Genomic DNA, 25,930 nt, shown 5'->3' on the forward strand with positions numbered 1-25,930 from the left:
ACTCAGTGCCCCTTGAAGCTTGGGCTGCGTTTTTCCATGAAAGCGCTGACGCCTTCACGGTAATCCTCGCTGCGCCCGGCCAGGCGTTGCAGGTCTTTTTCCAGCTCCAGCTGTTCGTCAAGCGTGTTGCTCAGGCTGGCATTCAGGCTGCGCTTGATCAGCGCCAGGCCGTAGGTTGGTTGCGTTGCCAGGTGGCGGGCAAGTGTCAGGGCCTCGTTGCGCAGTTGCGAATCATCCACGCAGCGGTAAATCAGCCCCCATTGCACCGCTTGCTCGGCCGTCAGGCGATTGCCGAGCAAGGCCAGCGCCTTGGCGCGTGCCATGCCGACCAGGCGCGGCAAGGTCCAGGTGCCACCGGAATCAGGGATCAGGCCGATTTTGCAGAAGGCTTGGATGAAATTCGCCGAGCGCGCCGCCAGTACGAGGTCGCAGGCCAGCGGAATATTGGCGCCGGCCCCGGCTGCCACGCCATTGACCGCGCAGATTACCGGCATCGGCAGGTCGCGCAGTTGGCGGATCAGCGGGTTGTAGAACTTCTCGATGGACTCACCCAAATCCGGCACGGCGCTGTCCGGTGCAACATTGCGGTCGCTGAGGTCTTGCCCGGCGCAGAAACCGCGACCTTCACCGGTCAGCAGCAAGACGCGCACGTCCGGATTCTGGCGGACCTGTTTCAGCGCTTCCTTCACTTCGCCGTGCATCTGCGCGTTGAAGCTATTGAGTTGGTCCGGTCGATTGAGGCTGAGCAGGGCGACGCCGGCCTCGATGGAAAACAGGATGTGTTCGAAGTTCATGGTCATGGCGCTCTCTGAGAGGTCGTTCGCTGCTTTTTCGGTGGTGAGGGATGGCTCATCGGCGGGTTATTCGCCGATGAAGGTCGGCGTGCGCTTTTCCTGAAAGGCCCGGATGCCTTCATCACGGTCGAGGGTGCCGGCCAGCACGGTGAAAGCGTGGCGTTCGAAGCGCAGGCCGCTGGCCAGGTCTGTGTCCATGGCCTTGAGCAATGATTCCTTGGCCAGACGCACGGCCAGCGGTGCTTTGCCGGCAATGCTGCGGGCGATTTGCAGGGCGCGTTCGACGGTGAATTCCGGTTGGGTCACTTCACTGACCAGGCCGGCACGTTGGGCCTGGCGGGCGTCGATCGCCTCACCGGTCAGGACCATCTGCATGGCTATGGATTTCCCGACGGCGCGCAGCAGGCGTTGGGTGCCACCAGCGCCGGGCATGATCCCGAGGTTGATTTCCGGCTGACCGAAGCGCGCATCTTCACCTGCAATGATGATGTCGGCGTGCATCGCCAGTTCGCAGCCTGCGCCCAGGGCGAAGCCGTTGACGGCGGCGACCAGCGGTTTGTTGAAACGGGTGATGGTCTGCCACGAGGCCTGGCGTGGGTCGTCGAGGATGCCGACCAGATTGCGTTCGGCCATTTCCTTGATGTCAGCGCCGGCCGCGAAGGCTTTGCGACTGCCGGTCAGGACCACGGCGCGGGTGTCGGGATCGGCTTGCGCGGCGTCGAGCTCGTCCGCCAGCTCACCGAGCAATTCGGTGGTCAGGGCGTTCAGTGCTTGTGGGCGCTGCAGGGTAATCAGGCGGACGCCCGGCTCGATGAACTCGACAGCAAGGGTTAGAGGCATGGCGGGCTCTCACGGTGCACGCTCGGCTGTACTGCCGGCTCATTATTGGATCGGCATGGTAGGCCGGTTTTGCCTGAGTATACCTACAACGTGATACGAAAATGCAATACAAAAACACAAATAATGTGTCTTGTTGGCGAGTGTATGGTGTTTGAGTGGCAGCTTTTTGAGGAAACTATTAAGCGGATTTACAGCGATTTTATTGGTGTAGATGGTTGCGCCAGACGTGTTGTCGGACGTTCTCCAAAGGTCCTGAAAAAGTGATACGGATTACTGTCTTTGTGCTGGTAAAATCGATGTGATACAAGGTAAGTCCATATCGTCATTGCTTTTCAAATACACCCGGCATTGCGATTAATAAGGAGCGTCTCATGCCTTGCTACAGCCTCGATGGCTTGACCCCGGTGGTTGACCCCACTGCTTACGTTCATCCGTCGGCCGTTCTGATCGGTGACGTGATTGTCGGCCCTCATTGCTATGTCGGGCCGCTGGCCAGTCTGCGAGGGGACTTTGGCCGGATCGTGTTGGAGGAGGGCGCCAATCTGCAGGACACCTGCGTGATGCACGGTTTTCCGGACAGCGACACCGTGGTCGAACGCAACGGCCATATTGGTCACGGCGCGGTGCTGCACGGTTGCCGAATAGGCGCCGATGCACTGGTGGGCATGAATGCGGTGGTGATGGACAACGCGCGGATTGGACCTCGCTCATTCGTATCGGCAGCAGCCTTCGTCAAAGCCGGATTCACATGCCCGGTGCAGTCACTGGTGATGGGTGCACCGGCCAGCGTCAAGCGCAGCCTCAGCGATGAGGAAGTGTCATGGAAGCAGGCGGGCACTCGCGAATATCAGCAACTGGCCAAGCGTTGCCTTGAACAGATGCAAGTCTGCGAGCCGCTGACCGAACCGGAGCCCGATCGCCCGCGTATCAGCGACAGCGGTTTGCGGCCAAAAGGCAGTGCACTGTGAACGGCGACGACCTACCGGTATATTCCTTCCTTTTTTCCAACTCGGTACGCCCATGTCGTCCCTGACACCGTTGAACCATCTGATTACCCGCTTCCAAGAGCAGACGCCGATCCGCGCCAGCTCCTTGATCATCACGTTATACGGCGATGCCATCGAACCGCACGGCGGAACGGTCTGGTTGGGCAGCCTGATTCAATTGCTCGAGCCCATCGGCATCAACGAGCGGCTGATCCGCACCTCGATCTTCCGTCTGACCAAGGAAGGCTGGCTGACCGCCGAGAAAGTCGGGCGCCGCAGTTATTACAGCCTGACCGGCACCGGTCGCCGGCGTTTCGACAAGGCCTTCAAGCGGGTCTACAGCTCCACCGTGCCGGCGTGGGATGGCTCCTGGTGCCTGGTGATGCTCACGCAACTGACCCAGGACAAGCGCAAACAAGTGCGTGAAGAACTCGAGTGGCAAGGTTTTGGTGCGATTTCGCCGGTAGTGCTGGCCTGTCCGCGCAGCGACCGTACCGATCTTAATGCAACCTTGCTCGACCTCGGCGCCCAGGAAGAGACCATTGTCTTCGAAACCACCGCGCAGGACGTGCTGGCCTCCAAGGCCTTGCGTTTGCAGGTGCGCGAGAGCTGGAACATCGAAGAACTGGCGACCCATTACAGCGAGTTCATTCAGTTGTTCCGACCGCTCTGGCAAGCGCTTCGCGAGCAAGAGAACCTCGAACCCAGCGACTGCTTCCTGGCACGGGTTCTGCTTATTCACGAGTACCGCAAATTGCTGTTGCGCGACCCGCAATTGCCGGACGAGTTGTTGCCCGGTGATTGGGAAGGTCGGGCCGCCCGCCAGTTGTGCCGCAACATTTACCGGTTGATCTACGCCAAAGCCGAGGAATGGTTGAACAGTGCGCTGGAAACCGCCGATGGCCCGTTGCCGGATGTGGGAGAAAGCTTCTATCGGAGGTTTGGCGGGCTCAAGTAGCCCGTTAACGTTCAGGGAGAATGACTGTTCAGGAGAACCTGTGGATTGGCGTAGACAATAAAAATAAGCCTGCGTGAGGCCCGACATGATTTCTTCAATTGCACAGCGCCGTGATGGTTTTGATCAGTGGATTCATCAGATCAACCAGATCTGTGGCGCCTTCAATGCGCAACCGCTGGGCGCTGAGTTTGCCGGCGACATCCGGGAACACCAGGACGGCGTGCTGAAACTCAGCTTTGTCGATGCCTGCCAGGCTCGACTGTTCCGCACACCACTGGAAGTCGCTGCCGGCGAGGGCGGGAAATACTTTGCGGTGTTCCAGCTCGATGGCACGGCCGGCATGGCCCAGGGTGACAACAAGGTTTTACTCTCGGCGGGTGACATCACGCTCATCGATGCTTCGCGCCCCAGTGACTTCACCTACAGTGAAAATTCCCGGCAGTTGTCGCTGATTCTGCCGTCGCAACTGGTCGAGCGAACCCTGCGCTTCAATCCGGTCAAGTGCGGTCACCGGATTGCCGGGACGTCCCCGATTGCGATGTTGTCTCACCGCTTGGTACTGGACGCCGCGTCCCAGACAAACCTTAGCCGGCAAGAAAGCGAAGCGACCTTGGAGGCCATTGTCAGCCTTCTGCGCCCGGCGATCAGTCATAGTGAAGAGTGCGGTGATGCGCATGAACGGGCCTTGCGCAAGACCCTTGGCGTTATTGACGAGCACATCCGCTCGGAAGAATTGTGCCCCGAATGGCTAGCGCGCGAGGTCGGTATGTCGACGCGGGGTTTGTACCGGATGTTCGCCAGGAAGGGCCTGGTAGTGGCGCGCTACATCAAGAATCGGCGACTGGATTTGTGCGCCGAATCCCTGCGTCAAATGAGTCCGGATCAGAAGTTGTCGGTGTTGGGGTATTCCTGGGGGTTCTCGGATTCGAGCTATTTCTCCACGGCGTTCAAATCCCGTTTTGGTATTTCACCCGGGGAATACCGCAAGCAACACACCTGAGTTTCACTGAATAAACGTTTACCCTTTGTGGGAGCGAACCTGCTCGCGAAGGCCGGGTGTCAGATAACATTGATGTTGACTGATCCAGCGCATTCGCAAGCAGGCTCGCTCCCACAGGGGGTTGTGTGTGTTTAGTGAGGGGCGTCGAGGTTCAGCGTCGGCGTTTCATCGAAGAAGTTCCATGGCTTCAACAGAACGTGAACCCACTCGGTCGGCATGATCGGCCACTCTTCGGCCCGCGCGATGTGCGTGGTACCTGTGGTCAGCCAGACCACATCGTCGGTATTTTCGATGGACTGGTTATCGTGGCTGAACTGACCCAGGCCCGAGTCTTTGTCCGAGCGATTCGGGTATTTACCTTCCGGATACTTCTCATCCGGGTTGTAGCGCGTGACCCACAATTGCTTGTCCATGAAACTCAGGCGGTGATAGAGCCATTCGTCCTTGCCGAAGTTAGCGCCTTTGGCCACCGGGTGGGTTCCGCCGGCATAAGGAATCAGTTGATAGGAAACCGGGTTGCCGACTTTGTTTTCCTTGCTGAAATTGGTCATCAACCGGACAGTCGAAGGGTCGAATTTCTGCGCGGCTTGTTGTTCGGTGCTGACCACGTTGTGCTCGGTCTGCATCGTACTGGTCCGCGGCCCGCCACGGTCGTTCGCGACAACCACCGGGTTAACTTCCACCAGTGAGTTGTTTTCACCGTCAACATCCATATCCAGACGGAAGTTGTAGATGTGCTGGTGGGTGGTGCCGACGATGTTGTGATCCAGCAGAGTGCCGTAGCGGGTGTCTTCCTTGGCCGTGGCCTCATGCATGGTTTTGGATTTCACACCCTTGACCGCTTCGATCCCGGTGGCACCGGCATCGATGCCAATGGTGCCGTTTTGCTGGAAGACCCAGTCGAATATGTAGTCGTAGTTGCCGACGGTGCTGATCCAGCGCACCACCAGTTCACGCCGCTCGGTGCTGAGGTTGGGCTGGCCCATCTCCTGGTGTTTGTATTCCGGACCGGCGTAGCGCTCGAATACCGCCATCGCGCGCGGGATCGAAGTGGGTGCACCGGTATAGTCGGCAATCGTGGCGTCCAGCAGCACAGCGTTCTGCGGGGCGTCTTTGCCGCGCGCAATCGGCGAGGTCAGCGTGCCCATGCCGTAATCGCCCGAGTCGAGGTAAGCCTTGAAGTACCAGCCGACGTCGGGATCGCCGTAAGGCACAATCATGCCGCCCAGCGAGCCCTCGTACATGATTTTGCGTTTCTTGCCCTTGTCGTCATAAGTGACCGTAGACAGGATCGGGCCGACCCGAGAGTCGAGGCGAACATGGAAGTCCCAGTTCTGCCAATGAATGCTGTTGCCGGTAATGGTGTAGTTTTTCCCCTCCGGCTCGATGATTTCCAGAGGTTTGACCTGCGTGCCTTTGCGGCCACGTCCGTCATAGGGTGTCGGCTTCATCGGGACGGGGATGATCGCCTCGTCTTCGATCTTGATCAGCTTCTTTTGCTCCAGGTCGACTACGGCCACCAGGCCCTCTATCGGGTGCGCCCAGTAGTTGCCGTCACCGGTATTGAGGTAACTGACGATTTTCAGCAGGCGTTTATCCTGCGCCAGACCGTCTTTGCCGTCGAAGTAACCGACGGTCAACGGCGTGGCCACGACTTTTTTTACATCAGTGATACCGCGTTTGGCCAATGCTTGCGCGTATTCGGGGCTCGACTCTACGGCCGATTGCACGGTCGCGAAGTCGTCCAGCAAGACCATGCCGTGAGCACCTTCGACGGGTTTCCAGGACTTGAGTGTCTTGTTATCGAGATCGACCAGCGCCTCGATCACGTGCTTGCCATCGAGCACCACGATATTGGCCTGGCGAGGCTGGGTTACGTTCTGGCCGGTGTAGACGAAATTCCAGACCTGATCCTTGGGTGGCTCATTGACGGACACTTCGGTGAAACGAAAGCCAGGCTTGTAGTTGGCGGAATTTTTGACGACATCCACCGCCGCCTTGATTTCGTCGGCGCTTAGCGGGTTGAGCGGATTAGGGCGGGTCTCGACGACAAACGTCTTGTCCAGTCCGGACTGGAAGACCTGATTGATGAAGTCCTTGGACATGAACGCCGTCTTGCCTTTGAACATCACCGGCACTGACAACTCCATCCGTTTGCCGTTGAGTACGGCCACCTTGCTACCCGGTTTGACTTTGAGGTAGACACCATCCTTGGCAATCACGAACAGGTCGGAATAGTCGTCCCATTTGACCGTGGCGCCGAAGTCTTCAAGGGTCGATTGCAGAGGCACCATTTCGGCGGCAGCCCCATGGGCGTCGGCATTGGGCAGCCAGCAAGGCAATCCGAGCGTGCCCAAGGTGATGGCCAGCGCGAGCCGGGCAAGCGGCTTTCTTTTTAGCAACGCTACGGACGTCAACATTTCTAAGTTTCCTTGATACGAGTCGAGGACAGGCACGCATAGCACTTTGCCACAACTGGTCAATGGATTCTTTTTGATTCTTGCCAAAATCCTTTTGCTCTGTGCCGAGATCAGTAACTCATCCCGTCTTCAATCGCAATGCCTTGCGCGCGCATCTCCTGTATCAACTGGGCGCGGGTGCCAGGGAGGTTGAGCATGGCTTTTTGGCGCAGCACGGAGACTTCTTCGGCGCTGTAAGGCTGGTAGTGCGCGGGGGTGCTTTTGCCAGCCATGCCATCTTCACGCATTAACCAGTTGAGTAAGTCGGCCAACTGTGCGTTGTTAAGCGCCGATTGTGACATTCCGGGCACACGCACGAGAAATTCGCGACCGCCGGGTACTTTCAGAAAATTACCGACAAATCCCTGTAGCCGAGGCGTGTCATTGGTGGGGGATCCCATGCCATCCCCCAGATGGCAACCGGCGCATTGCAGTTGGTAGTTCACGCCAACACTGTAGCCCGCCTCGGAAATGGGTTTTTGAAGTTCTTCGTTGCCCGGAGCATGACGCTGCGCGGGGTTGGGAATGGCTCTGGCATAAACGAGCGGGGCGGTCATGACGCAGACAAGACCGAGCAATAGTAACCTACGCATGACAAGTACCTTTTTCTTGTTGTCGGTAACAATGAACAAAAAACAGCCCACAAACAGAGAAAAAAAACCGCCGATTGCACGAGCAACCGACGGCAAATGCGCGTTAAACCGCAACGCCACGAATGATCGAAACGGTGCAGTGGTAGATGTGCGATTTAGCGGCCAGGCACCAGTTGACATCGTTGTTGTTGAACGGACGATAGGCGGGTTCTTCACTGTCGTTACGGGTGCACGCGCACTGAGCGCAGCTCTGCTTACCGCAGCAATCGTTGTACGAAATGATGTAGTCCTTGCCGTCCGCCGGGTTGCGGCAAGTGCCGATCCACGTGACTTGCGATGCTTCAGTGCCGGGTGGACACGACGTCACCGATCCTCCGCAGCAGCTGCACAAGAAGCCATCGATGGAGCAATAACGCCAGTAATCGCAGCTGTTCGGATCGCCCGGGTCACCGGCCTTCGGGTTATCGGCGGCCAAGGCTTTGCTGGTGCGATCCAGCGGCAGCAGCAACGGCAACGCAGCCCCCGCGACCATCAAGGAACCCATGCGCGCCAGCAGTTTGCGTCGCGAGGTGGTGTCGGCAACACGGCGAGTCGAGCGCTCAAACAACAGATCCAGCAGTTTCATAAAAGTCTCCCTGCCTTAATCAGTGGCTATGGCCGTGACTATGGTCGTGCGTGTGAGGTTGGCTGTTCAGGTACTCCTGCAGCGTGGCGCTTTTGAGATGCTCGACTTCAAACAGACTGTCCAGATGCTCGCGGGAGTTGACCAGACCTTTGGCGCGCAGGGTGCCAGCCTTGTCGATCAGCGCGGCGTAAGGCAGTTTGCCGATTTGATAGGTCATACCCACTTGCGGTCCGACCACGTACGTGGCGTCGTCCAGTTTGTGTTCGCGGATCAGTGCTTGCTGGGCGTCCATATCGCCATCGCTGATGAACACCACGTCGAGGCGATCGGCCTGCTCCTTGGCGATGGACTTGATCGCCGGCAACAGGGATTTGCAGATTGGGCAGGTTGGCGACAGGAAGAACAGCAGTTGGGATTTTTCACCTGCATAGCCGAAGTTCACCGGACGACCGTGACGGTCGGTCGCGGTGACCTGCGGCGCGGGCTCGTTGACGGCCACGCCTTTGTCGACCATCAGTGCACCGGCCGGGGCCAGTCGGCCGTGCAGCACACCAATCTGCCGAACCAGGCCCATGACGACAAACGCCACGGCCAGCAATAGCATCCAGAGCAGAACGTTGGAAACGATTAAGCCTTCCATTGATCACCTACCAATCAGTTTGAGTAGAAGAGGGGAGTTCGCCAGCAAGCCGTCGGCTGCGGCGTAAATGAGCAGCGCAACAGCGCTGGCTGAGACAGTCACAAAGCCATCGAACATGTTCAGGTCACGGACCATCGGCGTCACGCTGGCAAGCAGCGCCAGCCCCACTAGCACCGTGTTGCGCAGCAGCAGAACCGGGCGCAGGGGTTGCGCCTGGTCCGGGCCGGCACAGCCGCAGTCGATGTCCCGACGGCCGCGCCACAGGTTGATGCCGATGGCGGCGGCATACAGTGCCAGCAGGCTTGCGGCGCTCAACGCTGCCCAGGCACGGCTGACCGGAACCAGCAACGCGAAGGCAATCACCAACTCAAGCAGCGGAATCAGGCCGGCGCTCGGACGCACCAGTGAGTCGGGTAGCAGTTGGTAGTCAGCCAGTTGCTTGGCGAAACGCGCCGGTGCCCGCAACTTGTGAGTCGCGGCACTGGCCAGCAACACCGCAATGGCGAGTGCGCTGGCAATGATGAAGATCGGATCTGTGTGCATGGCCGAACCTCTTTTAGTAGCTGAGAACCTGGGTCGCCGTTTTCGCGACTTTTGGCATGCTACCGGTGAGCTTGTTGGTCGACAGGTCGAAGATCTGCAAGCCGCCTTCAACGTCGGTGCCGAGCAACAGCGGTTTGTCGTCGCCGGTCGCCTGCATGCTCCACACCGGAACCGGGGCTTCCAGTGTCGCCACTTTTTTATGGGTTTTGAGATCGAACGCCCAGATCAGTGGGCTTGGGTCTTCCCATTTCATCGGTTCGTGAGCGTCGTGCATCAGCACATACAAGCGGTTCAGCTTCGGCGCGACGGCCATCAGCTGCCAGCCACCCGGAGCCCAGCCGGCTTTCTTCTCCTCGTCGGTGATCAAGGACCAGGACGGCAGGATTTTTGGCGCATCACCGGCAAAATCCACCGGCCGCACGGTGCCCGTGGTGGTGGTGAAGTAATAGGTGTCGCCGACGTTCACCGCGCGCTCTACCAGTTTTTCCGCATTCGGATCGAAGAACGGTGTGCGGCTGCGTGTGGTTTCCTGGCCCTGGTCATTGAGGGTGACCACCTGCAAGCTGCCGTCGCCACACAGCGAGGCGAAACGGCGGTTGCCGATCGGGTAGTTGAGTACGCAACCCGGAATCGCGATTTCGGTGGTGACCGCCTTGGCTTGGGTATCGACCACGGTCACCGAGGTCGAGGGTGTGAAGTTGTAGACGTAGACGAAACGGTCATCACCACTGGGTTTCAACGAGTAGCGCTGGGTCAGCGATTCGGCGCGCTTGGTAGGAATCAACAGCTCCCAGGCTGGCGACAGGGTCGAGCTGTCCCAGGCGGTCAGCACATCGGTACGCGTACCGCGGGTACCGCGGGAGTAGAAGATGTCGGCGCTGTAAATAGTCTTGCGGTCATGGCTCAGCGTCGAAGGGGCGGCAAAGCCGGTCGGCACCATGCCGAGGACGCGTTTTTTGTCAGGGTCGACCACGGTGACACGGCCCGCCACGAAACTTTCGAATTCGACATCAATGATGAATGCTCGGTGTGCTTCAGCGGGAAACGCCAAGGTGGTCTGGCCGATCGTGTCAGCGGGCAGGTCCGCGCTGGCATTATTCAAACCGAGTACCAGCAGGCTGAGACTCAGCCCTGACTGTACGGTGATCCTGGTGGCTCGCATTAGGGGAACTCCCTGAATTATTGTTCTCGCATATCGCGGGTGCAGTGGCAGATTTTTGCAGTTCGATTCTGCCTCGCCGGGAAAACCGGAGAATTGCTGTGGCTGCCAAGTGTTTGTGTGTCTGTGCCAGTCTGATGAAACTGGCTACACACACCGCGATTACGGCGTCAGGCGGGGAGTGCGAGGGGGAGCGAGAAGGTAAAAACGGCGCCGCAGGGCTCGAGGTTTTGCGCCCAGATATCACCACGGTGACGGCCGATGATGTTTTTACACAGGGCCAGGCCGATGCCGTTACCACTGACCTTGGAAGAGAAGAAGCCGTCGAAAAGCTTCTCTTGCGCCTCGGCTTGGATGCCGCGACCGCAGTCCTCAATGCTCACCAACGCAACATCCTTGTCGGTGCTGGCATGAATGCGCAGCAGGCGTCGTTCGGCGGGTAGATCGCTCATCTCTTCAATTGCGTTGAAGGCCAGATTGAGGATGACTTGGCCGATCAACACTTTCTCGCAACTGACCAGCAGTGGCTCGGGGCTGGTGACAATCTGGACTTTGATCAAGCTTGGGTCGGCGCGCAGGCTTATGAAGTAACGGGTTTCGCGCAACAGCTCATTGAGGTCGATCAGTTCTTCGGACCGCTCCAGCTTGACCACGTAATCGCGTACGCTTTTGATGATCAGCGAGGCATGCTCGATTTGTCGCACGGCGTTTTGCAAACCCCAGGCGACTTGTTCAGTCGTTTCAACGTTGCCCAGGCGAATCACTGCGCCTTCGATGAAGTTACGGGTGGCGGCCAGTGGCTGACTCAGTTCATGAGCGATGGCCACGGCCATTTCGCCCATCGCGTTGTAGCGCGCCAGGTATTCGAGCTTTTGCTCGCTGACGCGCCGTGCTTCTTCGGCGCGGACTTGCTCGGTGACGTCGCGGAACAGCAGCAGATGGCCGATCAGGTCGTCTTCAATCTCGATAAAGCGGCACGTCGCGTCATGCCAGCGCCACTCACCGTCATGCCGCTGCACGTGGTAGTGCACGCTGAAGGGCGCGTGCTCCGGTTGTTCGCTGGCCAGCTGTTGCAGCAGGCGCAGGCGCGAAGGCTCGTCGCACCAGGCAAGGAAGTTTTCGCCGATCAACGCGTGCTCTTCGCTATGGAGCAAGTGCGCGCCGGAGTCGCTGATAAAGCGGATATCACCTTGTGGGCCGAGCACCGCAACGCCCTCGGCAAGGTCCTGCATAAACGCCTTGAGCCGGCTTTCAAAGCGCTTGAGGTCGCGCTTGACCTTGTCTTCCTTGGAGATGTCGCGGAACTGCACCATCAGCACATCGCGGCCATCCAGATGCACCAGGGTCGCGACCGCTTCGGACAGAATTTCCACCCCTTGTTTGGAGCGATAACACCACTCGATAGCGCGCTGGCCGGTGCGCGCGGCACCCTCCAGCCAACGCAAACCTACCGAGCGGCGGTACTTCGGCGCGTCGCGGGTCATGTCCGGGGCTTTCAGCGGAGTCAGTTCTTCCAGGGTAAAGCCGAGCGCCTTCAAGGCGGCGGCGTTAGCCCAGAGAATCTCCTTGCTCTGTGCGTCGTGAAGAATGATGCACAACGGCATGGCTTCGGTGAGGGTGTAAAAGTCGTTCGGTTTTGGCAGGTACATCGCGCGACCCTTGGAGGCAGAGAGTTCCACTACGGGTGAAAGTAGAAGTATGGCTTTTTATACCGGCTTGCGAGTGGGGATGCGCTCAGAAGTAACCGGGGGAGGGCTAGGGGATTTCTTTAGCCGAGGGGCTGCACGCCCCAATAGTGGCAAGCGGATGCGGTTTTTACACTGAGCCCATCAACGGTAGCCACGCCTCCAGGCAGGCTCCGGCTAATAACAAATAAACGGAGAGAAGCCATGCTGCGTTCAGCTGTCGCGGAAAAAGACGCTCTGCCAAGCGTTGTCGATAGTATCGTCGAGAGTCGGGAATTTCAGCAGGTACTCGATGAGGTACGCCAGCGTCGGAACGAATTCGACACCGGCACCCACGTGCCACGGGACATGCTCGAGCGCTTCAAACAGGTGGGGATCTACCGTGCGGCGACGCCGAAATGCTACGGCGGTGATGCCCTGCCACCGGCACAATTTCTACAAATAATTGAACGCATCTCCGAAGCTGACGGCTCAGCAGGCTGGGTGGCCAGTTTCGGTAGCGCCGGCGTCTATCTTGCAGCTTTGCCGAGAGAAACCCTGGCCGAGATTTACGCGCAAAGCCCTGATCTGGTGTTCGCCGCTGGCTTGTTCCCGTTGCAGCCCGCCGAAGCAGTAGAGGGCGGCTGGCAGGTTAACGGCACCTGGAAATTTGCCAGCGGCTGCAAAGGCGCTGATTTGCTAGGTGTCGGTATCGGCGCTGCCGGCGGCAAGCCGCGCACAGCGGTATTCCCGGCAAGCCAGGTCGAGATCATCGAAAACTGGGATGTGGTCGGTCTCAAAGGCACCGGCAGCCATGACCTGCGTGTCACCGACAAACGCATCGATGAGCGCTGGACCTTCATTCGAGGTGGTGCCTCAACCGTCGATGAACCGCTGTTCCGCTACCCGTCGATCGCCTACGCCGCGCAAGTGCTGGCGGTGGTCAACCTCGGTCTGGCCCGTGCCGCGCTCGACGAAGTCAGCCGCATGGCCGGCGGCGGTGGCATCACCGGCGCGCCGAAGATGGCCGACCGTGCCTATGTGCGCATCGAGATTGCCAGGGCCGAAGCGCAACTCGCCGCCGCACGCGGCTTCTTCTACAACGCGACCGAGCAGGTGTGGCATTCGATCCTCGCCGGCAACCCTATCACCCCTGAGCAAACCAGCCTGTTGCGCCTGTCCGCCATTCACGTTTCCCAGGCGGGTGCGGGCGTGGTGCAGAGCGCTTACAGCCTGGCCGGGACCTCCGCGATTTATTTACGCCATCCGCTGCAGCGTTACCTGCGTGACTCGATGGTGGTCACGCAGCACGCCTTCCTCAGTGAAGGCCTGTACGACGGCGCCGGTTCGGTGTTCCTCGGCGTGCCGCCATTCCCGGGCTACATCTGAATCGTTATCACTTTTTCAAGGATCAATCCCATGTCGCAAGCTACCCAAGAACCCCTGCGCGTCGTCTTTTGCATCGGCATCACCCAGAACTTTTTCGACCTTCCGACCGGTGAAGGCCTGAGCGTGTGGAAAGGCTTCAGTCAAATGATGAGCTCACTCGGCGCCATGCCGGGCATCACCGTACTCGGAGCGATGGACGATGACCGCTTAATGGTCGGCCCATCCACGACCTCGCCATGGACCGTCTACATCATGGCCGACGTTGACTGCCATCAATCGGTAATCGATGCCTGCAACCTGTTCCGCACCACGCCAGTGAACGAATACAGCCTGTGGCGCTATGCCAAGGTCGAAGCGCGCATCGGCCGTGCGCTGACCATCCCTGACGCAGCCAAGGTTTAAGTCATGAATGAGGCCTTGCTGCAGCGTCTCGAGACGCTCGAAGGGGAGAGCCAGGTGCGCCGTTTGATGGCGCGCTACATGGACCTTTGCGATGTGCCGAGGAAGGCCACTCATATCAACGAGTTGGCTGATTTGTTCTGTATCGATGCGATCTGGGAGGGCGTTGGCAGCCAGACCGCGCAGACCTTTGGTCAGCACTGTGGACGGGATGCGGTGGCGGCGTTCGTCGGTGGTTATTTACCGCCCTCGGAACACTTTCGCCTGAACCTGCATTACCTCACCAGCGAGTCGATCGTGGTCGCCGGCAGCACGGCGCAAGGGCAGTGGATCATGCAGCAGATTTCCACCTACGCCGACCGGCGCAGCGAATTGTTCGGCACGCGGCTGAACATCGATTTTCGCCTGGTCGACGGTGTCTGGTTGATCGCGCATTTCCGTACACAACGCTTGTTCAACACGGGGTTGGGTGCATGAGTACCTTTATCAGCGAGTTCCTACTGGGCGGCAGCGGCAAACGGGTCGCGATCAAAGACTCGATCGACATTGCCGGGCATCCAACTCGTTCGGGCAGTCGCGCATTTGCCGATGCCGCGCCAGCAACACGCAACGCCGAGGTGGTGGACGCGATACTCGACGCCGGTTGGCAGATCGTCGGCAAAACCAACCTGCATGAGCTGGCCTTTGGTGTTACCGGCATTAACGACTGGACCGGCACGCCGATCAACCCGCAGGCGCCTGATCGGGTGCCGGGTGGTTCCTCCAGCGGTTCGGCAGCCGCCGTTGCGGCGGGCCTGGCGGATATAGCCATCGGCACAGACACCGGTGGCTCTGTGCGGGTGCCGGCGGCGTGCTGCGGCATTGCCGGGTTGAAACCGACTTACGGGCGAGTCAGTCGTGTGGGGGCGCATCCAGCGGTGTCCAGCCTCGATTGCGTGGGGCCGTTTGCCGCAGATATGGCGGATTTGATCACTGCGATGCAAGTGATTTGCCCTGGCTTTCGTGTTCAGGGGGTACCATCGAGCAACGCATCGGTGGGTTTCCTTGAAGTCGACTGCGATCCGCACGTGCACGCGTGCCTTGGCGCTGCCGCCGACCATGCAGGCTGGCGTCGCAGCAACCTGCACCTGAACGAATTCGAGGCTGCATTCGCCGCCGGCCTCACCGTCATTAACGTCGAAAACTGGGCCGCGTTTGGCCACCTCACCGGCAAAGGCCTGATCGGTGCGGATGTGGAGCAGCGCCTGTTGGCCGCCAGCCACACCAGCGCCGCTGACCTGGCGCAAGCCGAAAAAGTCCGCATGCGCTTCAGCCAGCAAGTGGATGCCGCGTTGGAAGAGTTTGCCGTGCTGCTGTTGCCGACGATGCCGAGTTTGCCGCCAACGCTGAACGAAGCCCGCAGCGCGAGCAAAGCCGTGGCCGGCATGACACCGCTGGTACGGCCTTTCAACCTGAGCGGCCATCCAGCGCTGACGGTGCCGGTGGAACTGGATTGTGGCGGGCTGAAAGTCGGCCTGCAGATTGTTGGTCGTAAGGGTCAGGACGAACTGGTCTGCGCCTTCGGTGCGCAACTGCAACAGAGCATGGCCGGTGAACGGCCTGCCTCTCAAACGAAAGCATAAGAAAAAGCCATGAGGAGAACCGCATGAGCACTCATGAATACCGGCTGATCGCAACGTCGAAGAGCCCGGACGAACTGGTCAGACACGACCGCGTTGACGTCTCGCTGTACAACGACCCGGCGCTGTTCGAAGCCGAGTTGGAAAAGATTTTCTACCGCACCTGGGTGTGGGTGGCTCACGAAAGTGAAGTGCGCAACGCCGGCGACTTCAAAACCACCACAATCGGCCGTCGCCCGGTGATTGTCGTACGCGACAAGAAGGGCCACATCAATGTGCTGGAAAACCGTTGCCGGCACCGTGGCGCCACCGTGTGTGAAAAACACAAAGGCAACACCACCGGTTTCACCTGTCCGTATCACAGCTGGTCGTATGGCCTGGACGGCAAGCTGCGTGCACTGCCTTATCCGGACGGCTACGAAGGCATTCTGGAAAAGTCCGAACTGCCGCTCACCAGCCTGCGGGTCGAAAGCTATGCCGGCATGGTGTTTGCCAGTTACAACGATGAGATCGAACCGTTGGTGGATTTCCTCGGCGGCGCCAGACACTGGATGGACCTGTTCATGAAGCAGGGTGCTGGCTACCCGATCAAGACTCAGGGTGAACACAAATTCAGCTTCAAGGGCAACTGGAAGATCCAGCTGGAAAACACCACCGACGGTTACCACTTCCCGATCGTGCACAAGTCGTTCATGTCGTCGGTGGATGAAGAAACCTCGGAAATGCTCTCGTTCATGACCGACGAGCTAGCCGTGACGCACTCTCTTGGCAATGGCCACAGCGTAATGGTGATGGTGCCGGAGCACGTTGACCTTGATCACGACGACGGTACCGAACGGTTGCAAGAACGCTTCGCCCATGTGACTGAAGAACTTTCGAAAACCATGGAGCCTGCGCAGGTGCGCCGCATCGTGCGTTCGCTGCACGGCGCCGGTTTCAATCTGAATTTGTTCCCGAACGTCGCCATGTCGATGTCGTTTTTCCGCGTGCTGCGTCCGGTCTCGGTGACCGAAACCGAGATCCGCCATGTCGCGCTCGGCATGGAGGGCGGCCCGGACATTGCCAACCGCGAACGGATGCGCATCCACGAGCATTTCCAGGGACCGTTCGGTTTCGGCAGCCCAGACGATGCCGAGGCCTGGGACCGAGTGCAGCGCGGTTCGTACGCCGGCGTCGACGCGCCAATCCTGGTCAACCGTGGCCTCAATCGAGAAATCACCGCTGAGAACGGCGACAAGGTTTCCCATGCCACCGACGAGGGCGGCATGCGCGGTGCCTATGACATGTGGAAAAGGATGATGAGCCAATGAGCAATCACGACAGCTTGAACGGTTTTTCCGGCCCGTTGGCCCTGGCCATCGAATTCATCTGGCGCGAAGCCGAACTGCTCGACCACAAGCACTACGCCGAGTGGGCTTCGTTGTGGAGCGAGAGCGGCCGGTACATCGTGCCAATCGACCCGGATACCGAAGACTTTGAAGCCACCCTCAACTACGCCTACGACGATGCGCGCATGCGTGACTTGCGCATCGAACGCCTGACCGCCGGCTATTCACCTTCGGCGGTAGATGCGGCGAAAACCGTTCGCAGTGTCTCGCGGTTCCGTTTGGTGGAAGCGGCGGGCGACCTGGTTGAAGTCAATAGCGCGCAGCTACTGTATGCCTACAAGCGCGGCCTACACACGCCGTTCGTGGCGGATCTGAACCACCGCATCCGCTTCAACGACGGTGTCGCGAAGCTGGAGCGCAAGGTCGTGCGATTGATCAACTCCACCGACAGCCTGAGCGCGCTCGGCTTCCTGTTATGAGGGCCAATACCATGAACCGAGTCGCCCTTGTGACCGGCGCTTCACGTGGCTTAGGCGAGTGTATCGCTCGTCGACTGCATGCAGTGGGTTATCGCGTGGGTCTGGCGGATGTGCGTATCGACGGTGTGCAAAGTCTTGCTCTTGAGCTTGATGGCAGCGGTTCGAGTGCCGTCGCAATTGAACTGGATGTGCGCAACAAAGCCGATTTTGAGCGGGCCCGCGATCTGCTCGCCGGGCGTTGGGGCGGCACCGACATTCTGGTGAATAACGCCGGCGTGTCGAAAGTCGCGGCACTGATGGACATCACTGCGCAAGAGTTCGATGAGTCGATGGCGATCAACCTGCGCGGCACCTTCCTTGCGTGCCAGGTGTTCGGTGCGCACTTTGCCGAGCGCGGTTTTGGTCGCATCGTCAACATCGCCTCCCTAGCGGGACAAAACGGCGGCACCGCCACCGGCGCGCATTACGCCGCGGCCAAGGGCGGCGTTGCAACGCTGACCAAAGTGTTCGCCCGGGAACTGGCCCCGCAAGGTGTTACCGTCAACAGCATTTCGCCGGGTCCGCTGGACTTGCCCGTGGTGCGCGAAACCGTGGCTCCGGAGCGCCTGGAACAGATTCTGAAAATCATCCCTGTCAGCACTCTGGGAGACCCTGAATACATCGCCGACAGTGTGTTGCTGCTGATCGCTGACCACGCGGCGTCGGTTACGGGTGCATGCTGGGACATCAACGGCGGCTTGTTCATGCGCTGAAACCGGCCTGTTGAAGATCACTGTGGTGAGGCGATTTATCCCCTCGCCACAAGCCCCATTACAAAAACAACCGTATTCAGGTGATGCAATAATGAAGGTGAAAATCGAAAGGATCGTCGACGAAGCGCTGGATATCCGTTCCTTTCGCCTTGTGCGCAGTGACGGCCAGCCGCTCGACACCTATGAGCCGGGGGCGCATGTCGACCTGACCGGGCCGACCGGGGTGACTCGCCAGTATTCACTGTGCGGTCCACCTCAGGATCGCCGTGCGTATTTGGTGGCGGTGAAGAAAGAAGCGCAATCGCGCGGTGGCTCGTTGGCGTTGCACGAGCAGGTGGAAGAGGGTATGGAGCTGGAAATGGGCTCGCCGCGCAGCCTGTTCCATCTCGACCCGTCGGCGACCGAGCACGTGTTGTTCGCGGCCGGTATCGGTGTTACGCCGCTGTTGAGCATGGCTTATCGGCTGACGGAAAATGCCCAGCCGTGGCGCCTGCATTATTTCGCCCGTTCGCCGGCTTACGCAGCGTTTGCTGACCTTCTGGCGAGCACCTTTGACGGTTATGTGCAGTTTCACTACGGCATCGAGCCGTGTGATCTGGATGTAGCGTTGAGTGAATGCCTGCACCAGGCGGGCAGTGCAGCGCATGTGTACACCTGCGGTCCGGCACCGTTCATGAATAAAGTGGTGGAAGTGGCCGCGCGCAGTCGATCTGACGATGCGATACACCTCGAACACTTTGCAGCCGACTCGGTCGCCAATGCCGGCCCTAGTGGCGGTTTCGAAGTGGAGCTGGCCAGCTCTGGCGTGGTCCTCCAGGTACCGGCCAATACCAGCCTGATCGATGTGCTGCAGGCCCACGGCTGTGATATTGACACCGAATGTCGCGAAGGCATCTGCGGTACCTGCATAGTGGAGGTACTGGAAGGTGTACCGGAGCACCGCGACAACTGTTTGTCGAACAAAGAGAAGGCGGCCAACAAGCAGATTTGCGCCTGCGTTTCGCGAGCGCTTTCCGCTCGTCTGGTATTGGACATTTAACGAGAGAGAACGCTGGCAAGCTCACGCTGGAGCCTGTTGAATGGGGGGACGGCGGCCGTCGAAGGAGGTGACGACCCAGTACGAAACATTTGCCGAACCGCTCGACGAAGCGGTCGAAATAACAATAAAACACGCGAGAGGCTTTGCAGTGATGATGACTTCTTCGGCGGTTCGCAATGAGGCGTTCGAAAATTGGTTGAGTCAGGTCAACCAAGCCTGTGGGCGTTTCGATGCCCGAGCGCTGGATTCGGATTTTTACGGTGAGCTGGCTGAGTACCGCAGCGGCGCCATCAACCTCAGTGTCGTCGACATGGCGCACGTTCATCTGTATCGCACCAGCAAAGACGTCAGTGTCAGCAGTGACGGCCACTACTACGCGGTGTTTCAAATGCGCGGCAGTTCGCAATTGGAGCAGGGTGACAACCGCGCTCAGTTGGGCACTGGCGACATCGCCCTGATCGATGCCTGCCGCCCGAGCGACATGACCTACAACGATGATTCCCGACAGTTGTCACTGATCCTGCCGCGTCAGGTGGTGGAGCGTGGTTCGCACTTCAATGCTGTCAACTGCGCCACGCGTATCGCGGCCCACACGCCACTGGCTGCTATGGCCAATAAGCTGGTGCTGGACACTCGGCAGCAGGTAGGTTTGGACATGCAGGAAAGCGAAGCCGTACTCGACGCTCTGGTCAGCCTGCTCTTGCCGGGGATCAGCCCCCGTGACAGTGGCGGCGATACCCACGAGCGGCAGTTTCGCAAAATCATCGCCTACATTGACCAACACATCAGCGCCGAAGAACTGTGTCCTGAGTTGATTGCCCGAGAGGTGGGGATTTCGGTGCGGGGGCTGTACCGGATGTTCTCCAAGCGCGGCCTGGTGGTGGCGCAATACATCAAGCACCGACGCCTGGATTTCTGCGCGGAAAACCTGCGCCGCTCGGATGTCGAGCAGAAGCTCTCGGCGCTGTGTTACGCCTGGGGATTCTCCGACTCCAGTTACTTCTCGTCGGCGTTCAAGTCACGTTTTGGCGTGTCGCCTGGCGCGTATCGCAAGCGCTACAGCCAAAACTGACCCCCGTAGTAGCCTCGCAAGCTCGACAGCCGCTACAGGAGGCGTGTGTGCCTTAGTGTCGCGTTGGTTCATCGGCCGGCAAATGCAGCACTTCACGCACCAGCATGGCGATGCTGGTCACACCCATCTTTTCCTTGATTTTGGTGCGGTGCACATCAACGGTTTTGACGCTGATGTTCAGCTCTCGGGCAATCACCTTGCTGGCTTTGCCATCGATCACCAGCATCAACACTTCCCGTTCGCGGCTGGTGAGCAACTTGAGCTTGCTTTGCAGGTGCTGGCGTTGTTCCTGATCGGCCTGGGCGTGCACGGCAGCCTTCAGCGCGGCCTGGATGCGTTCGATCATTTGCTGCGGGTTATAGGGCTTCTCAACGAAATCCAGTGCGCCGTTCTTCATCGCTGTCACGGACATTGGAATGTCGCCATGGGCGGACACGAAGATGGTCGGCAAGGTGCTGCCGCGCTGGTTGAGAATTTCCTGCAACTGAAAGCCGCTGGTTTCCGGCATGCGCACGTCTAGCACCAGACACGCCGGCTGCGTGGGGTCGTATTGGTTGAGGAACTCTTCAGCGCCGGCAAAGCACTGCGCTTGCACGCTGACCGACTCCAGCAACCAGGCCAGCGAGGTGCGCAGGTCTTTGTCGTCATCAACGATGTAAACAATCGGTTTGCGGATTTCCATCAGGGACTGCCACGAAAATTTCTCATTATTGTTTTCGCACGCGCGCACGCTGCGGCGGACATCAGCTCGTCATCGAGCCCGTTAGCAGAATACCCCCTGTGACTGGCCCTGACGATAAAGAAACCACCTAGTCGACTAGCGGAAAGCCAACCTCACCATGGGGATCGTCAGGATAGTTGAGCGGCACGCCGGGCCTTAGTCTTGTTCCATCACCTACGGACCGCATACGGGCGGTCCTCCTGAAGGAGGGGCAACGATATGGCCGACCTGAGCCAGCAACAAATAGACTTTCGCAACGCCATGGCGCAGCTGCCTGCCGCAGTAAACATTATCACCACCAATGGTCCGGGCGGGCGCTGTGGTATTACCGCCAGCGCCGTGTGTTCGGTGACGGATTCGCCGCCCACCGTGCTGGTTTGCGTTAACCGTAGTAGTGCTACCCACGATGTGTTCCGTACCAATGGCCGCTTGTGCGTCAACGTCCTGTGCGGCGAGCAGGAGGAACTGGCTCGACACTTTGCCGGCATGACCAAGGTATCGATGGCAGAACGTTTTGCCTGGGACTTGTGGGACGGCGGCGCCGATGATGTGCCGGTGTTGCGGGATGCCCTGGTCCGGCTGGAAGGCCGCATCAGCGAATGCAAGGAAGTGGGGTCGCACTCGGTGATGTTCGTGGAGTTGGAGAAGGTCGGTGTGCGCGAGCAGGGCGACAGCCTGGTGTATTTCAACCGCCTGTTTCACCGTATCGAGCATGCCAGCGCGTCATGCTGAAGCAGTCCCCTCTCACGCTGGCGGGAGAGGGGGCAGGGGCGCCGTTACTGTTGCAGGTACACCTGAGCCAACTGACAGGCCCGATCAATCAGCATCGGTGCCATTTCAATCGCGATCTGCGTGTCTTTTTGCGGGTATGGATCCAGCCCAGGTAGGTGGTGTCGCTGCTTGCTGGCGAGCACTTGCAGACGCTGCTGCACAGATGCCGCCGAAACTGATCGCGGGCGCTGCGTTGGGCGGTGTGGCTTGTCTGCGCGCATGCCATCTGGTTGCGTGTAGGCGCCAGATTTGGCGTAGTGGGGGAGAGCAGCGACACCGCGTTATCGTTCTTCGCGAACAGGCTCGCTCCCACATGATTTCTGTCGAGCACAAATTTTGTGTTCGCTGGAGATCCATTCTGGGAGCGAGCCTGCCCGCGAAAGCGGTGTGTCAGGCAACACCCATCTCAGATACGAAAACTGCCCACCAACTGATTAAGCCGATCAGCCTGCCGCTCCAGCTCAGTGCAGGCCTGCAACGTAGAATGCAGGTTTTCCACCCCTTGCTGATTCAGTGTGTTGATTTCAGTAATGTCCACGTTCAAAGCCTCGATCACCGCGGTCTGTTCCTCAGTCGCAGCCGCGACGGACTGATTGACGTTGTCGATTTCACTGATGCGCTGGGTCACGCTGCCCAACCGTTTTCCGGCAAGGTTGGCGATGCCGACGCTTTCCTCGCTGTGCTGCTGACTCTCGGTCATGGTGGTGACCGAGTCGCGTGCGCCCACTTGCAACTCTTCAATCATCTGCTGAATCTCCAGTGCCGACGTTTGGGTGCGCCCGGCCAGGCTGCGTACTTCATCGGCGACCACCGCAAAGCCTCGGCCCGCTTCGCCTGCCCGCGCCGCCTCGATTGCCGCGTTGAGGGCCAGCAGGTTGGTCTGCTGGGAGATGCCTTTGATCACTTCCAGGATCTGCCCGATGTTCACTGTTTTATCGTTCAGTACCTCGATGTTGACGCACGATGCGCTGATTTTTCCGGACAGTTCGTTCATCACTTGAATCGTGCGCTCAACCACCTGGCGCCCGTCTTCGGCTTGTTGTCGTGCGGCAGAGGCCTGCTGTGAAGCATTGGACGCATTACTTGCTATTTCCTGCGCGGCGGCACCCAGCTCGTTGATGGCGGCGGCGACGCTGTTGGTCCGGGTCGATTGTTCGTCGAAGTTGCTCATCGACGAGTTGGAGGTCAGCAGCACGCGCTTGGCCACTTCATTTACGCCAATCGCCGCCGAAGACACCTCGCGGATCGACTGATGAATACGCTCGACAAAGCGGTTGAAGGCGGTCGCCAGTTGGCCGATCTCATCCCGGGATTGCACCTCAAGGCGCCGGGTCAAGTCGCCTTCGCCCAGGGAGATATCTTCCATGACCCGGCTCAACACTTGCAGCGGCCGGGTGATGCGAAACGCCGTGTACCAGATCAACAACAAGCCGAGCAGGGCGGAGCCGCCACCCAATAGCAGTTCCAGCGCGGTGCTTTGCACGCCTTGTGCGTCGAGCTCCTTTTGCAGCGTGCTAACCGGTGCCAGCAGCACCTGCTGCGGCACATCCACCAGTACACCCCATGACGCAGCGCCGGTAATTGGTGCCAACGGTTCGAGCACCTTGATTTGCTGCTGATCGACAAAGACTTTCGGTTGCCCCTGATGCAACGTGTCCAACACCTCGGCACTGTCCAACGGTTGGCCGAGGCGACTGGCGTCCTGGCTGTTGGCCGAAATCACCCCGTGCGGGCTGATGATGCTGATCTGCCCATGGCCATCGAACAGTTGATGCGCGCTGGCTTCGCTGTTTTGTTGCAGGGCGGCGAGGTTGATGTCGAGGCCGACCACGGCGATGACTTTGTCATTGCCCATCAGCGGAAAAGCAATGCTGGTGACCAGTTTGCGGCTGCCGGACGCTTCATCAAAATAGGGTTCCAGCACGCAAGCCTGACGGGTATCGCGAGCGCAGGTGTAGAAAGCGTTATACGGGGCGCCGCTGGGGCCGGGAGATGTGTTGGCGAGCAGCGCTTCGTCGCCGATCACCGCTTGCAGTTCGCCGGGTTTGCTTTGTACCCAATAGAGGGAAAAACGACCGGTCTCGTTGCTGCCCATGGCGGCCTGGTCGACGAAACTGGCGTCGTCGCCGTCCAGTGCGTTGGGCTCGAAAATGACATAAAGCCCGAGCAAATCGGGCTTGTCGACCAGGGCCTGGTGAAGCTGTGTACTCAGCTCCTGCCGCAGTTGTTGGCGGGTCAGACTGCCTTTATGTTGCAGTTGCCTTAAGTAGAGCAAATAGCGCGACAGCCCCTGGCCGAACTCGTGAGTCTGCATGAAGGTGCGCTGCACTTGCATGGCCTGCACTTTGCCGAGGGCTTGCATATGTTCCTTGGCGGCATCGGCTAGCATTTTACTGCTGGCATGAGCTACTTGCTGGCTGCTTTGATGTGTTTGATAGAGCGACAAGCCCATCAACAAACCCACCACCAATAGTAGGCATAGGCCGGCAAGCAGGGCGATTTTGCTCTGGATCGTCAGGAATTGTTTGTGCATTGGAAAGGCCTTTTTCCATAGGGGCAGTGGATGCGCCACTGCCCCGTTCTGGCTTAGAACGTGGTGGCAAACACCACTTGGCTGTAGAGGTTCTTGTCGTTTCTGCCCAGCTGGGTGCCGCCTTCTGCGGCGCTCTTGTCCGGTTGGTAGAGGCCGATCAGCGGCATCACGGTCAGGTGCTCGTTGACGTGCCATTCGGAATACAGGTCGATTTCATGGCCGTCGGTATTGCCCAGGCTGCGGTCGATGGTGTCGTAGTTGAAATACATCGCGCCCACCGTCAGGTTTTCCAGAGGCGAGACTTTCAGTGTGACGTTCTGGATGCGCGAGTTGGTGTTGAACGGGCCTGCGTAGTTACCGGCGACTTCACCCTGGAACCAGGTGCCGAAACCGCGGCTGAAACCATAGAACAGGGTGTCGTAGCCTTCCGAGAACCGGCTGTAGCGATAGCTGACATACGGCGTCCAGGCGATGTCGGCAAAGGTCCAGCCGGCTTCCAGGTACCAGGCATCTTCGGTAGGGGTGTGGGGTTTGTCCTGCTTGGCGTATTCGCCGGAGAGGAACAGGTTTTTCACCCCGGCGTTGCCAGTCGCGCGCAGGCTGTAGGTCTTCATGCCGTCGCGCTCAAGTTGCGCCGGGGAGGCGAATTGCTCGTCGACATCGGTGCTGTCGATGTAGGTCAAACCGACCGTGCCAGCTTCTGCGACGTGTTCAAGCGTGCCGACGTACATTTCGGTCTTGGCCTGGGCGCGATTGTCTGATTTCAACCACATCAGGTCGCCACGCCAGCCTTCCTTGCCACCCAGACGCAACACGGCGGTCTCGTCGAACGCTTTGCGCGCGGCCAGCCAGTAGGCGCCTCCACGGTTGAATTCGCCGTCGGCCAGGCCTTTGCCCAAGTTGAGCGCGTCGCCATTAATCAGGAACCCGTCACCGACCACAATGTTCTGGCGGCCGAAGGACAGGTCCACGCCGTCCTCACCGAGCACGTCAAAGAGCTTGCCCGAGCGCCAGCCGAGGTAGGCGTCTTCGAACTTGGTGGTGCGTTCCGAACCGTCGCTGAAGCCCGCGGCATCGCCGTCGCCCCAGGTGCCGGAACTGAGCAGGTTCGCCGCGCCATACGCGGTGCCTACACCGGCGAGGCCTTTGTCGAAGCTCAGGCCATATTTGATGTAGCCCTCGCGCCACGACGACGAACCTTGGTTGAGGCGGCCGGACAGCGCGTAGTTTTCCTGGCTGTGGAAAATACCGAATACCGCTTCCAGGGTAGCGTTCAGGTGACTGTCATCATCGGCATAGAGTTCGTAGGCGCCAGCCTGGCTGGCACTGATCATCAGCGCGAGAGTCGAGAGACGAAGCAAGGGGGACTTGAGCATATGTGGCATCCGTTCTTGTTCTTGAGCGCAGGTTTGCGGTCTTTTTCGATACTACGGCCCGGAACTTTTCCGCCCTTTTGTGTGGTTGCCAAAGAGTTGGCTGTGCTTGCCAGATTGGCCCGTTTGGCAGCCCCACCAACACGACTGGCACGCAGGACAAAACCTGCGTGCCGACGACCATCGACAATCCG

Annotated in this window: 26 protein-coding genes and 1 pseudogene; 13 read left to right on the plus strand and 14 right to left on the minus strand. The window is 59.3% G+C overall.

Annotated features, from left to right (window positions below; translation table 11 throughout):
* Window positions 1–2: 2 nt before the first annotated feature.
* Window positions 3–794 (minus strand): 2-(1,2-epoxy-1,2-dihydrophenyl)acetyl-CoA isomerase PaaG, encoded by a 792-nt coding sequence (gene paaG / locus ACMTA2_RS13845; RefSeq protein WP_413795648.1) that lies wholly within the window; start codon window positions 792–794, stop codon window positions 3–5.
* A gap of 66 nt (window positions 795–860) precedes the next feature.
* A complete protein-coding gene (paaF, locus tag ACMTA2_RS13850) occupies window positions 861–1,634 on the minus strand; it encodes a 2,3-dehydroadipyl-CoA hydratase PaaF (RefSeq protein WP_413795261.1) in 774 nt (257 codons plus the stop codon).
* 371 nt (window positions 1,635–2,005) lie between these two features.
* On the opposite strand from paaF, the gene paaY reads away from it, so the two are divergent.
* The 3 genes from paaY to feaR (ACMTA2_RS13865) all read left to right on the plus strand — a co-directional run bounded on the left by paaY (window position 2,006) and on the right by feaR (ACMTA2_RS13865) (window position 4,578).
* Entirely contained in the window at window positions 2,006–2,602 is a 597-nt protein-coding gene (gene paaY / locus ACMTA2_RS13855) for a phenylacetic acid degradation protein PaaY (RefSeq protein WP_413795262.1), read from the plus strand.
* A 52-nt stretch (window positions 2,603–2,654) separates the two neighbouring features.
* Window positions 2,655–3,578, plus strand: coding sequence for a phenylacetic acid degradation operon negative regulatory protein PaaX (gene paaX / locus ACMTA2_RS13860; protein ID WP_413795263.1), 924 nt, complete (start codon window positions 2,655–2,657; stop codon window positions 3,576–3,578).
* Window positions 3,579–3,663: 85 nt separating this feature from the next.
* Window positions 3,664–4,578, plus strand: coding sequence for a transcriptional regulator FeaR (gene feaR / locus ACMTA2_RS13865; protein ID WP_413795264.1), 915 nt, complete (start codon window positions 3,664–3,666; stop codon window positions 4,576–4,578).
* A gap of 131 nt (window positions 4,579–4,709) precedes the next feature.
* Here the strand turns inward: feaR (ACMTA2_RS13865) and tynA are convergent, their stop codons facing one another.
* The 7 genes from tynA to ACMTA2_RS13900 all read right to left on the minus strand — a co-directional run bounded on the left by tynA (window position 4,710) and on the right by ACMTA2_RS13900 (window position 12,246).
* Window positions 4,710–6,998: a primary-amine oxidase gene (tynA, locus tag ACMTA2_RS13870; RefSeq protein ID WP_413795265.1), complete on the minus strand. Its 2,289-nt coding sequence runs from the start codon at window positions 6,996–6,998 to the stop codon at window positions 4,710–4,712.
* A 110-nt stretch (window positions 6,999–7,108) separates the two neighbouring features.
* Window positions 7,109–7,630, minus strand: coding sequence for a cytochrome C (locus ACMTA2_RS13875; RefSeq protein WP_413795649.1), 522 nt, complete (start codon window positions 7,628–7,630; stop codon window positions 7,109–7,111).
* Window positions 7,631–7,733: 103 nt separating this feature from the next.
* Window positions 7,734–8,255, minus strand: coding sequence for a methylamine dehydrogenase light chain (locus ACMTA2_RS13880; protein WP_008079640.1), 522 nt, complete (start codon window positions 8,253–8,255; stop codon window positions 7,734–7,736).
* Between the two features lie 19 nt (window positions 8,256–8,274).
* On the minus strand, window positions 8,275–8,895 hold the full coding sequence (gene mauD, locus ACMTA2_RS13885) for a methylamine dehydrogenase accessory protein MauD (protein ID WP_154976926.1): 621 nt from the start codon (window positions 8,893–8,895) through the stop codon (window positions 8,275–8,277).
* A gap of 3 nt (window positions 8,896–8,898) precedes the next feature.
* Window positions 8,899–9,438, minus strand: coding sequence for a MauE/DoxX family redox-associated membrane protein (locus ACMTA2_RS13890; RefSeq protein ID WP_413795266.1), 540 nt, complete (start codon window positions 9,436–9,438; stop codon window positions 8,899–8,901).
* A gap of 13 nt (window positions 9,439–9,451) precedes the next feature.
* Entirely contained in the window at window positions 9,452–10,600 is a 1,149-nt protein-coding gene (locus tag ACMTA2_RS13895; protein WP_413795267.1) for an amine dehydrogenase large subunit, read from the minus strand.
* A gap of 167 nt (window positions 10,601–10,767) precedes the next feature.
* Complete coding sequence (locus ACMTA2_RS13900; protein WP_413795268.1) at window positions 10,768–12,246, minus strand: ATP-binding protein; 1,479 nt, start codon at window positions 12,244–12,246, stop codon at window positions 10,768–10,770.
* Window positions 12,247–12,486: 240 nt separating this feature from the next.
* Here ACMTA2_RS13900 and ACMTA2_RS13905 point away from each other — a divergent pair, with 240 nt between their 5' ends.
* From ACMTA2_RS13905 to feaR (ACMTA2_RS13945), 9 genes are all read left to right on the plus strand, one after another.
* A complete protein-coding gene (locus tag ACMTA2_RS13905) occupies window positions 12,487–13,650 on the plus strand; it encodes an acyl-CoA dehydrogenase family protein (protein ID WP_413795269.1) in 1,164 nt (387 codons plus the stop codon).
* 30 nt (window positions 13,651–13,680) lie between these two features.
* Entirely contained in the window at window positions 13,681–14,052 is a 372-nt protein-coding gene (locus ACMTA2_RS13910; protein WP_413795270.1) for a hypothetical protein, read from the plus strand.
* Between the two features lie 3 nt (window positions 14,053–14,055).
* On the plus strand, window positions 14,056–14,526 hold the full coding sequence (locus ACMTA2_RS13915; protein ID WP_413795271.1) for a nuclear transport factor 2 family protein: 471 nt from the start codon (window positions 14,056–14,058) through the stop codon (window positions 14,524–14,526).
* Complete coding sequence (locus ACMTA2_RS13920; RefSeq protein WP_413795272.1) at window positions 14,523–15,671, plus strand: amidase; 1,149 nt, start codon at window positions 14,523–14,525, stop codon at window positions 15,669–15,671. The genes ACMTA2_RS13915 and ACMTA2_RS13920 overlap by 4 nt, the downstream gene beginning before the upstream one ends.
* A gap of 23 nt (window positions 15,672–15,694) precedes the next feature.
* Window positions 15,695–16,978: an aromatic ring-hydroxylating oxygenase subunit alpha gene (locus ACMTA2_RS13925; protein ID WP_413795273.1), complete on the plus strand. Its 1,284-nt coding sequence runs from the start codon at window positions 15,695–15,697 to the stop codon at window positions 16,976–16,978.
* Window positions 16,975–17,475: an aromatic-ring-hydroxylating dioxygenase subunit beta gene (locus tag ACMTA2_RS13930; protein ID WP_413795274.1), complete on the plus strand. Its 501-nt coding sequence runs from the start codon at window positions 16,975–16,977 to the stop codon at window positions 17,473–17,475. The genes ACMTA2_RS13925 and ACMTA2_RS13930 overlap by 4 nt, the downstream gene beginning before the upstream one ends.
* 11 nt (window positions 17,476–17,486) lie before the next feature.
* Window positions 17,487–18,227, plus strand: a complete 741-nt coding sequence (locus tag ACMTA2_RS13935) for an SDR family NAD(P)-dependent oxidoreductase (RefSeq protein WP_413795275.1) — start codon at window positions 17,487–17,489, stop codon at window positions 18,225–18,227.
* A gap of 88 nt (window positions 18,228–18,315) precedes the next feature.
* Window positions 18,316–19,266 (plus strand): PDR/VanB family oxidoreductase, encoded by a 951-nt coding sequence (locus tag ACMTA2_RS13940; protein ID WP_413795650.1) that lies wholly within the window; start codon window positions 18,316–18,318, stop codon window positions 19,264–19,266.
* A 151-nt stretch (window positions 19,267–19,417) separates the two neighbouring features.
* Window positions 19,418–20,338 carry a transcriptional regulator FeaR gene (gene feaR / locus ACMTA2_RS13945; RefSeq protein WP_413795276.1) on the plus strand — a complete coding sequence of 307 codons (921 nt, stop codon included), beginning with the start codon at window positions 19,418–19,420 and terminating at the stop codon, window positions 20,336–20,338.
* Between the two features lie 52 nt (window positions 20,339–20,390).
* On the opposite strand, the gene ACMTA2_RS13950 is transcribed toward feaR (ACMTA2_RS13945), so the two are convergent.
* Window positions 20,391–21,020 carry a response regulator transcription factor gene (locus tag ACMTA2_RS13950; RefSeq protein ID WP_413795277.1) on the minus strand — a complete coding sequence of 210 codons (630 nt, stop codon included), beginning with the start codon at window positions 21,018–21,020 and terminating at the stop codon, window positions 20,391–20,393.
* Window positions 21,021–21,278: 258 nt separating this feature from the next.
* On the opposite strand from ACMTA2_RS13950, the gene hpaC reads away from it, so the two are divergent.
* Window positions 21,279–21,791 carry a 4-hydroxyphenylacetate 3-monooxygenase, reductase component gene (gene hpaC, locus ACMTA2_RS13955; RefSeq protein ID WP_413795278.1) on the plus strand — a complete coding sequence of 171 codons (513 nt, stop codon included), beginning with the start codon at window positions 21,279–21,281 and terminating at the stop codon, window positions 21,789–21,791.
* Window positions 21,792–21,835: 44 nt separating this feature from the next.
* On the opposite strand, the gene ACMTA2_RS13960 is transcribed toward hpaC, so the two are convergent.
* The 4 genes and pseudogenes from ACMTA2_RS13960 to ACMTA2_RS13975 all read right to left on the minus strand — a co-directional run bounded on the left by ACMTA2_RS13960 (window position 21,836) and on the right by ACMTA2_RS13975 (window position 25,739).
* Window positions 21,836–21,991, minus strand: a complete 156-nt coding sequence (locus tag ACMTA2_RS13960; protein ID WP_413795279.1) for a hypothetical protein — start codon at window positions 21,989–21,991, stop codon at window positions 21,836–21,838.
* Window positions 21,992–22,236: 245 nt separating this feature from the next.
* Window positions 22,237–23,001: a methyl-accepting chemotaxis protein gene (locus ACMTA2_RS13965; RefSeq protein WP_413795651.1), complete on the minus strand. Its 765-nt coding sequence runs from the start codon at window positions 22,999–23,001 to the stop codon at window positions 22,237–22,239.
* A 90-nt stretch (window positions 23,002–23,091) separates the two neighbouring features.
* Window positions 23,092–24,363, minus strand: a pseudogene (locus ACMTA2_RS13970) (methyl-accepting chemotaxis protein); the annotation flags it as partial.
* A gap of 53 nt (window positions 24,364–24,416) precedes the next feature.
* Window positions 24,417–25,739, minus strand: a complete 1,323-nt coding sequence (locus ACMTA2_RS13975) for an alginate export family protein (protein ID WP_413795280.1) — start codon at window positions 25,737–25,739, stop codon at window positions 24,417–24,419.
* Window positions 25,740–25,930: the final 191 nt, after the last annotated feature.

The organism is Pseudomonas medicaginis (assembly GCF_965119365.1).
Taxonomy (GTDB): domain Bacteria; phylum Pseudomonadota; class Gammaproteobacteria; order Pseudomonadales; family Pseudomonadaceae; genus Aquipseudomonas.

What these genes read in the sequence shown, in the direction of transcription:
- paaG (WP_413795648.1), bottom strand. Translation starts at nt 794, where the DNA reads ATGAACTTCGAACACATCCTGTTTTCCATCGAGGCCGGCGTCGCCCTG.
- paaF (WP_413795261.1), bottom strand. Translation starts at nt 1,634, where the DNA reads ATGCCTCTAACCCTTGCTGTCGAGTTCATCGAGCCGGGCGTCCGCCTG.
- paaY (WP_413795262.1), top strand. Translation starts at nt 2,006, where the DNA reads ATGCCTTGCTACAGCCTCGATGGCTTGACCCCGGTGGTTGACCCCACT.
- paaX (WP_413795263.1), top strand. Translation starts at nt 2,655, where the DNA reads ATGTCGTCCCTGACACCGTTGAACCATCTGATTACCCGCTTCCAAGAG.
- feaR (WP_413795264.1), top strand. Translation starts at nt 3,664, where the DNA reads ATGATTTCTTCAATTGCACAGCGCCGTGATGGTTTTGATCAGTGGATT.
- tynA (WP_413795265.1), bottom strand. Translation starts at nt 6,998, where the DNA reads ATGTTGACGTCCGTAGCGTTGCTAAAAAGAAAGCCGCTTGCCCGGCTC.
- ACMTA2_RS13875 (WP_413795649.1), bottom strand. Translation starts at nt 7,630, where the DNA reads ATGCGTAGGTTACTATTGCTCGGTCTTGTCTGCGTCATGACCGCCCCG.
- ACMTA2_RS13880 (WP_008079640.1), bottom strand. Translation starts at nt 8,255, where the DNA reads ATGAAACTGCTGGATCTGTTGTTTGAGCGCTCGACTCGCCGTGTTGCC.
- mauD (WP_154976926.1), bottom strand. Translation starts at nt 8,895, where the DNA reads ATGGAAGGCTTAATCGTTTCCAACGTTCTGCTCTGGATGCTATTGCTG.
- ACMTA2_RS13890 (WP_413795266.1), bottom strand. Translation starts at nt 9,438, where the DNA reads ATGCACACAGATCCGATCTTCATCATTGCCAGCGCACTCGCCATTGCG.
- ACMTA2_RS13895 (WP_413795267.1), bottom strand. Translation starts at nt 10,600, where the DNA reads ATGCGAGCCACCAGGATCACCGTACAGTCAGGGCTGAGTCTCAGCCTG.
- ACMTA2_RS13900 (WP_413795268.1), bottom strand. Translation starts at nt 12,246, where the DNA reads ATGTACCTGCCAAAACCGAACGACTTTTACACCCTCACCGAAGCCATG.
- ACMTA2_RS13905 (WP_413795269.1), top strand. Translation starts at nt 12,487, where the DNA reads ATGCTGCGTTCAGCTGTCGCGGAAAAAGACGCTCTGCCAAGCGTTGTC.
- ACMTA2_RS13910 (WP_413795270.1), top strand. Translation starts at nt 13,681, where the DNA reads ATGTCGCAAGCTACCCAAGAACCCCTGCGCGTCGTCTTTTGCATCGGC.
- ACMTA2_RS13915 (WP_413795271.1), top strand. Translation starts at nt 14,056, where the DNA reads ATGAATGAGGCCTTGCTGCAGCGTCTCGAGACGCTCGAAGGGGAGAGC.
- ACMTA2_RS13920 (WP_413795272.1), top strand. Translation starts at nt 14,523, where the DNA reads ATGAGTACCTTTATCAGCGAGTTCCTACTGGGCGGCAGCGGCAAACGG.
- ACMTA2_RS13925 (WP_413795273.1), top strand. Translation starts at nt 15,695, where the DNA reads ATGAGCACTCATGAATACCGGCTGATCGCAACGTCGAAGAGCCCGGAC.
- ACMTA2_RS13930 (WP_413795274.1), top strand. Translation starts at nt 16,975, where the DNA reads ATGAGCAATCACGACAGCTTGAACGGTTTTTCCGGCCCGTTGGCCCTG.
- ACMTA2_RS13935 (WP_413795275.1), top strand. Translation starts at nt 17,487, where the DNA reads ATGAACCGAGTCGCCCTTGTGACCGGCGCTTCACGTGGCTTAGGCGAG.
- feaR (WP_413795276.1), top strand. Translation starts at nt 19,418, where the DNA reads ATGATGACTTCTTCGGCGGTTCGCAATGAGGCGTTCGAAAATTGGTTG.
- ACMTA2_RS13950 (WP_413795277.1), bottom strand. Translation starts at nt 21,020, where the DNA reads ATGGAAATCCGCAAACCGATTGTTTACATCGTTGATGACGACAAAGAC.
- hpaC (WP_413795278.1), top strand. Translation starts at nt 21,279, where the DNA reads ATGGCCGACCTGAGCCAGCAACAAATAGACTTTCGCAACGCCATGGCG.
- ACMTA2_RS13965 (WP_413795651.1), bottom strand. Translation starts at nt 23,001, where the DNA reads ATGAGCAACTTCGACGAACAATCGACCCGGACCAACAGCGTCGCCGCC.
- ACMTA2_RS13975 (WP_413795280.1), bottom strand. Translation starts at nt 25,739, where the DNA reads ATGCTCAAGTCCCCCTTGCTTCGTCTCTCGACTCTCGCGCTGATGATC.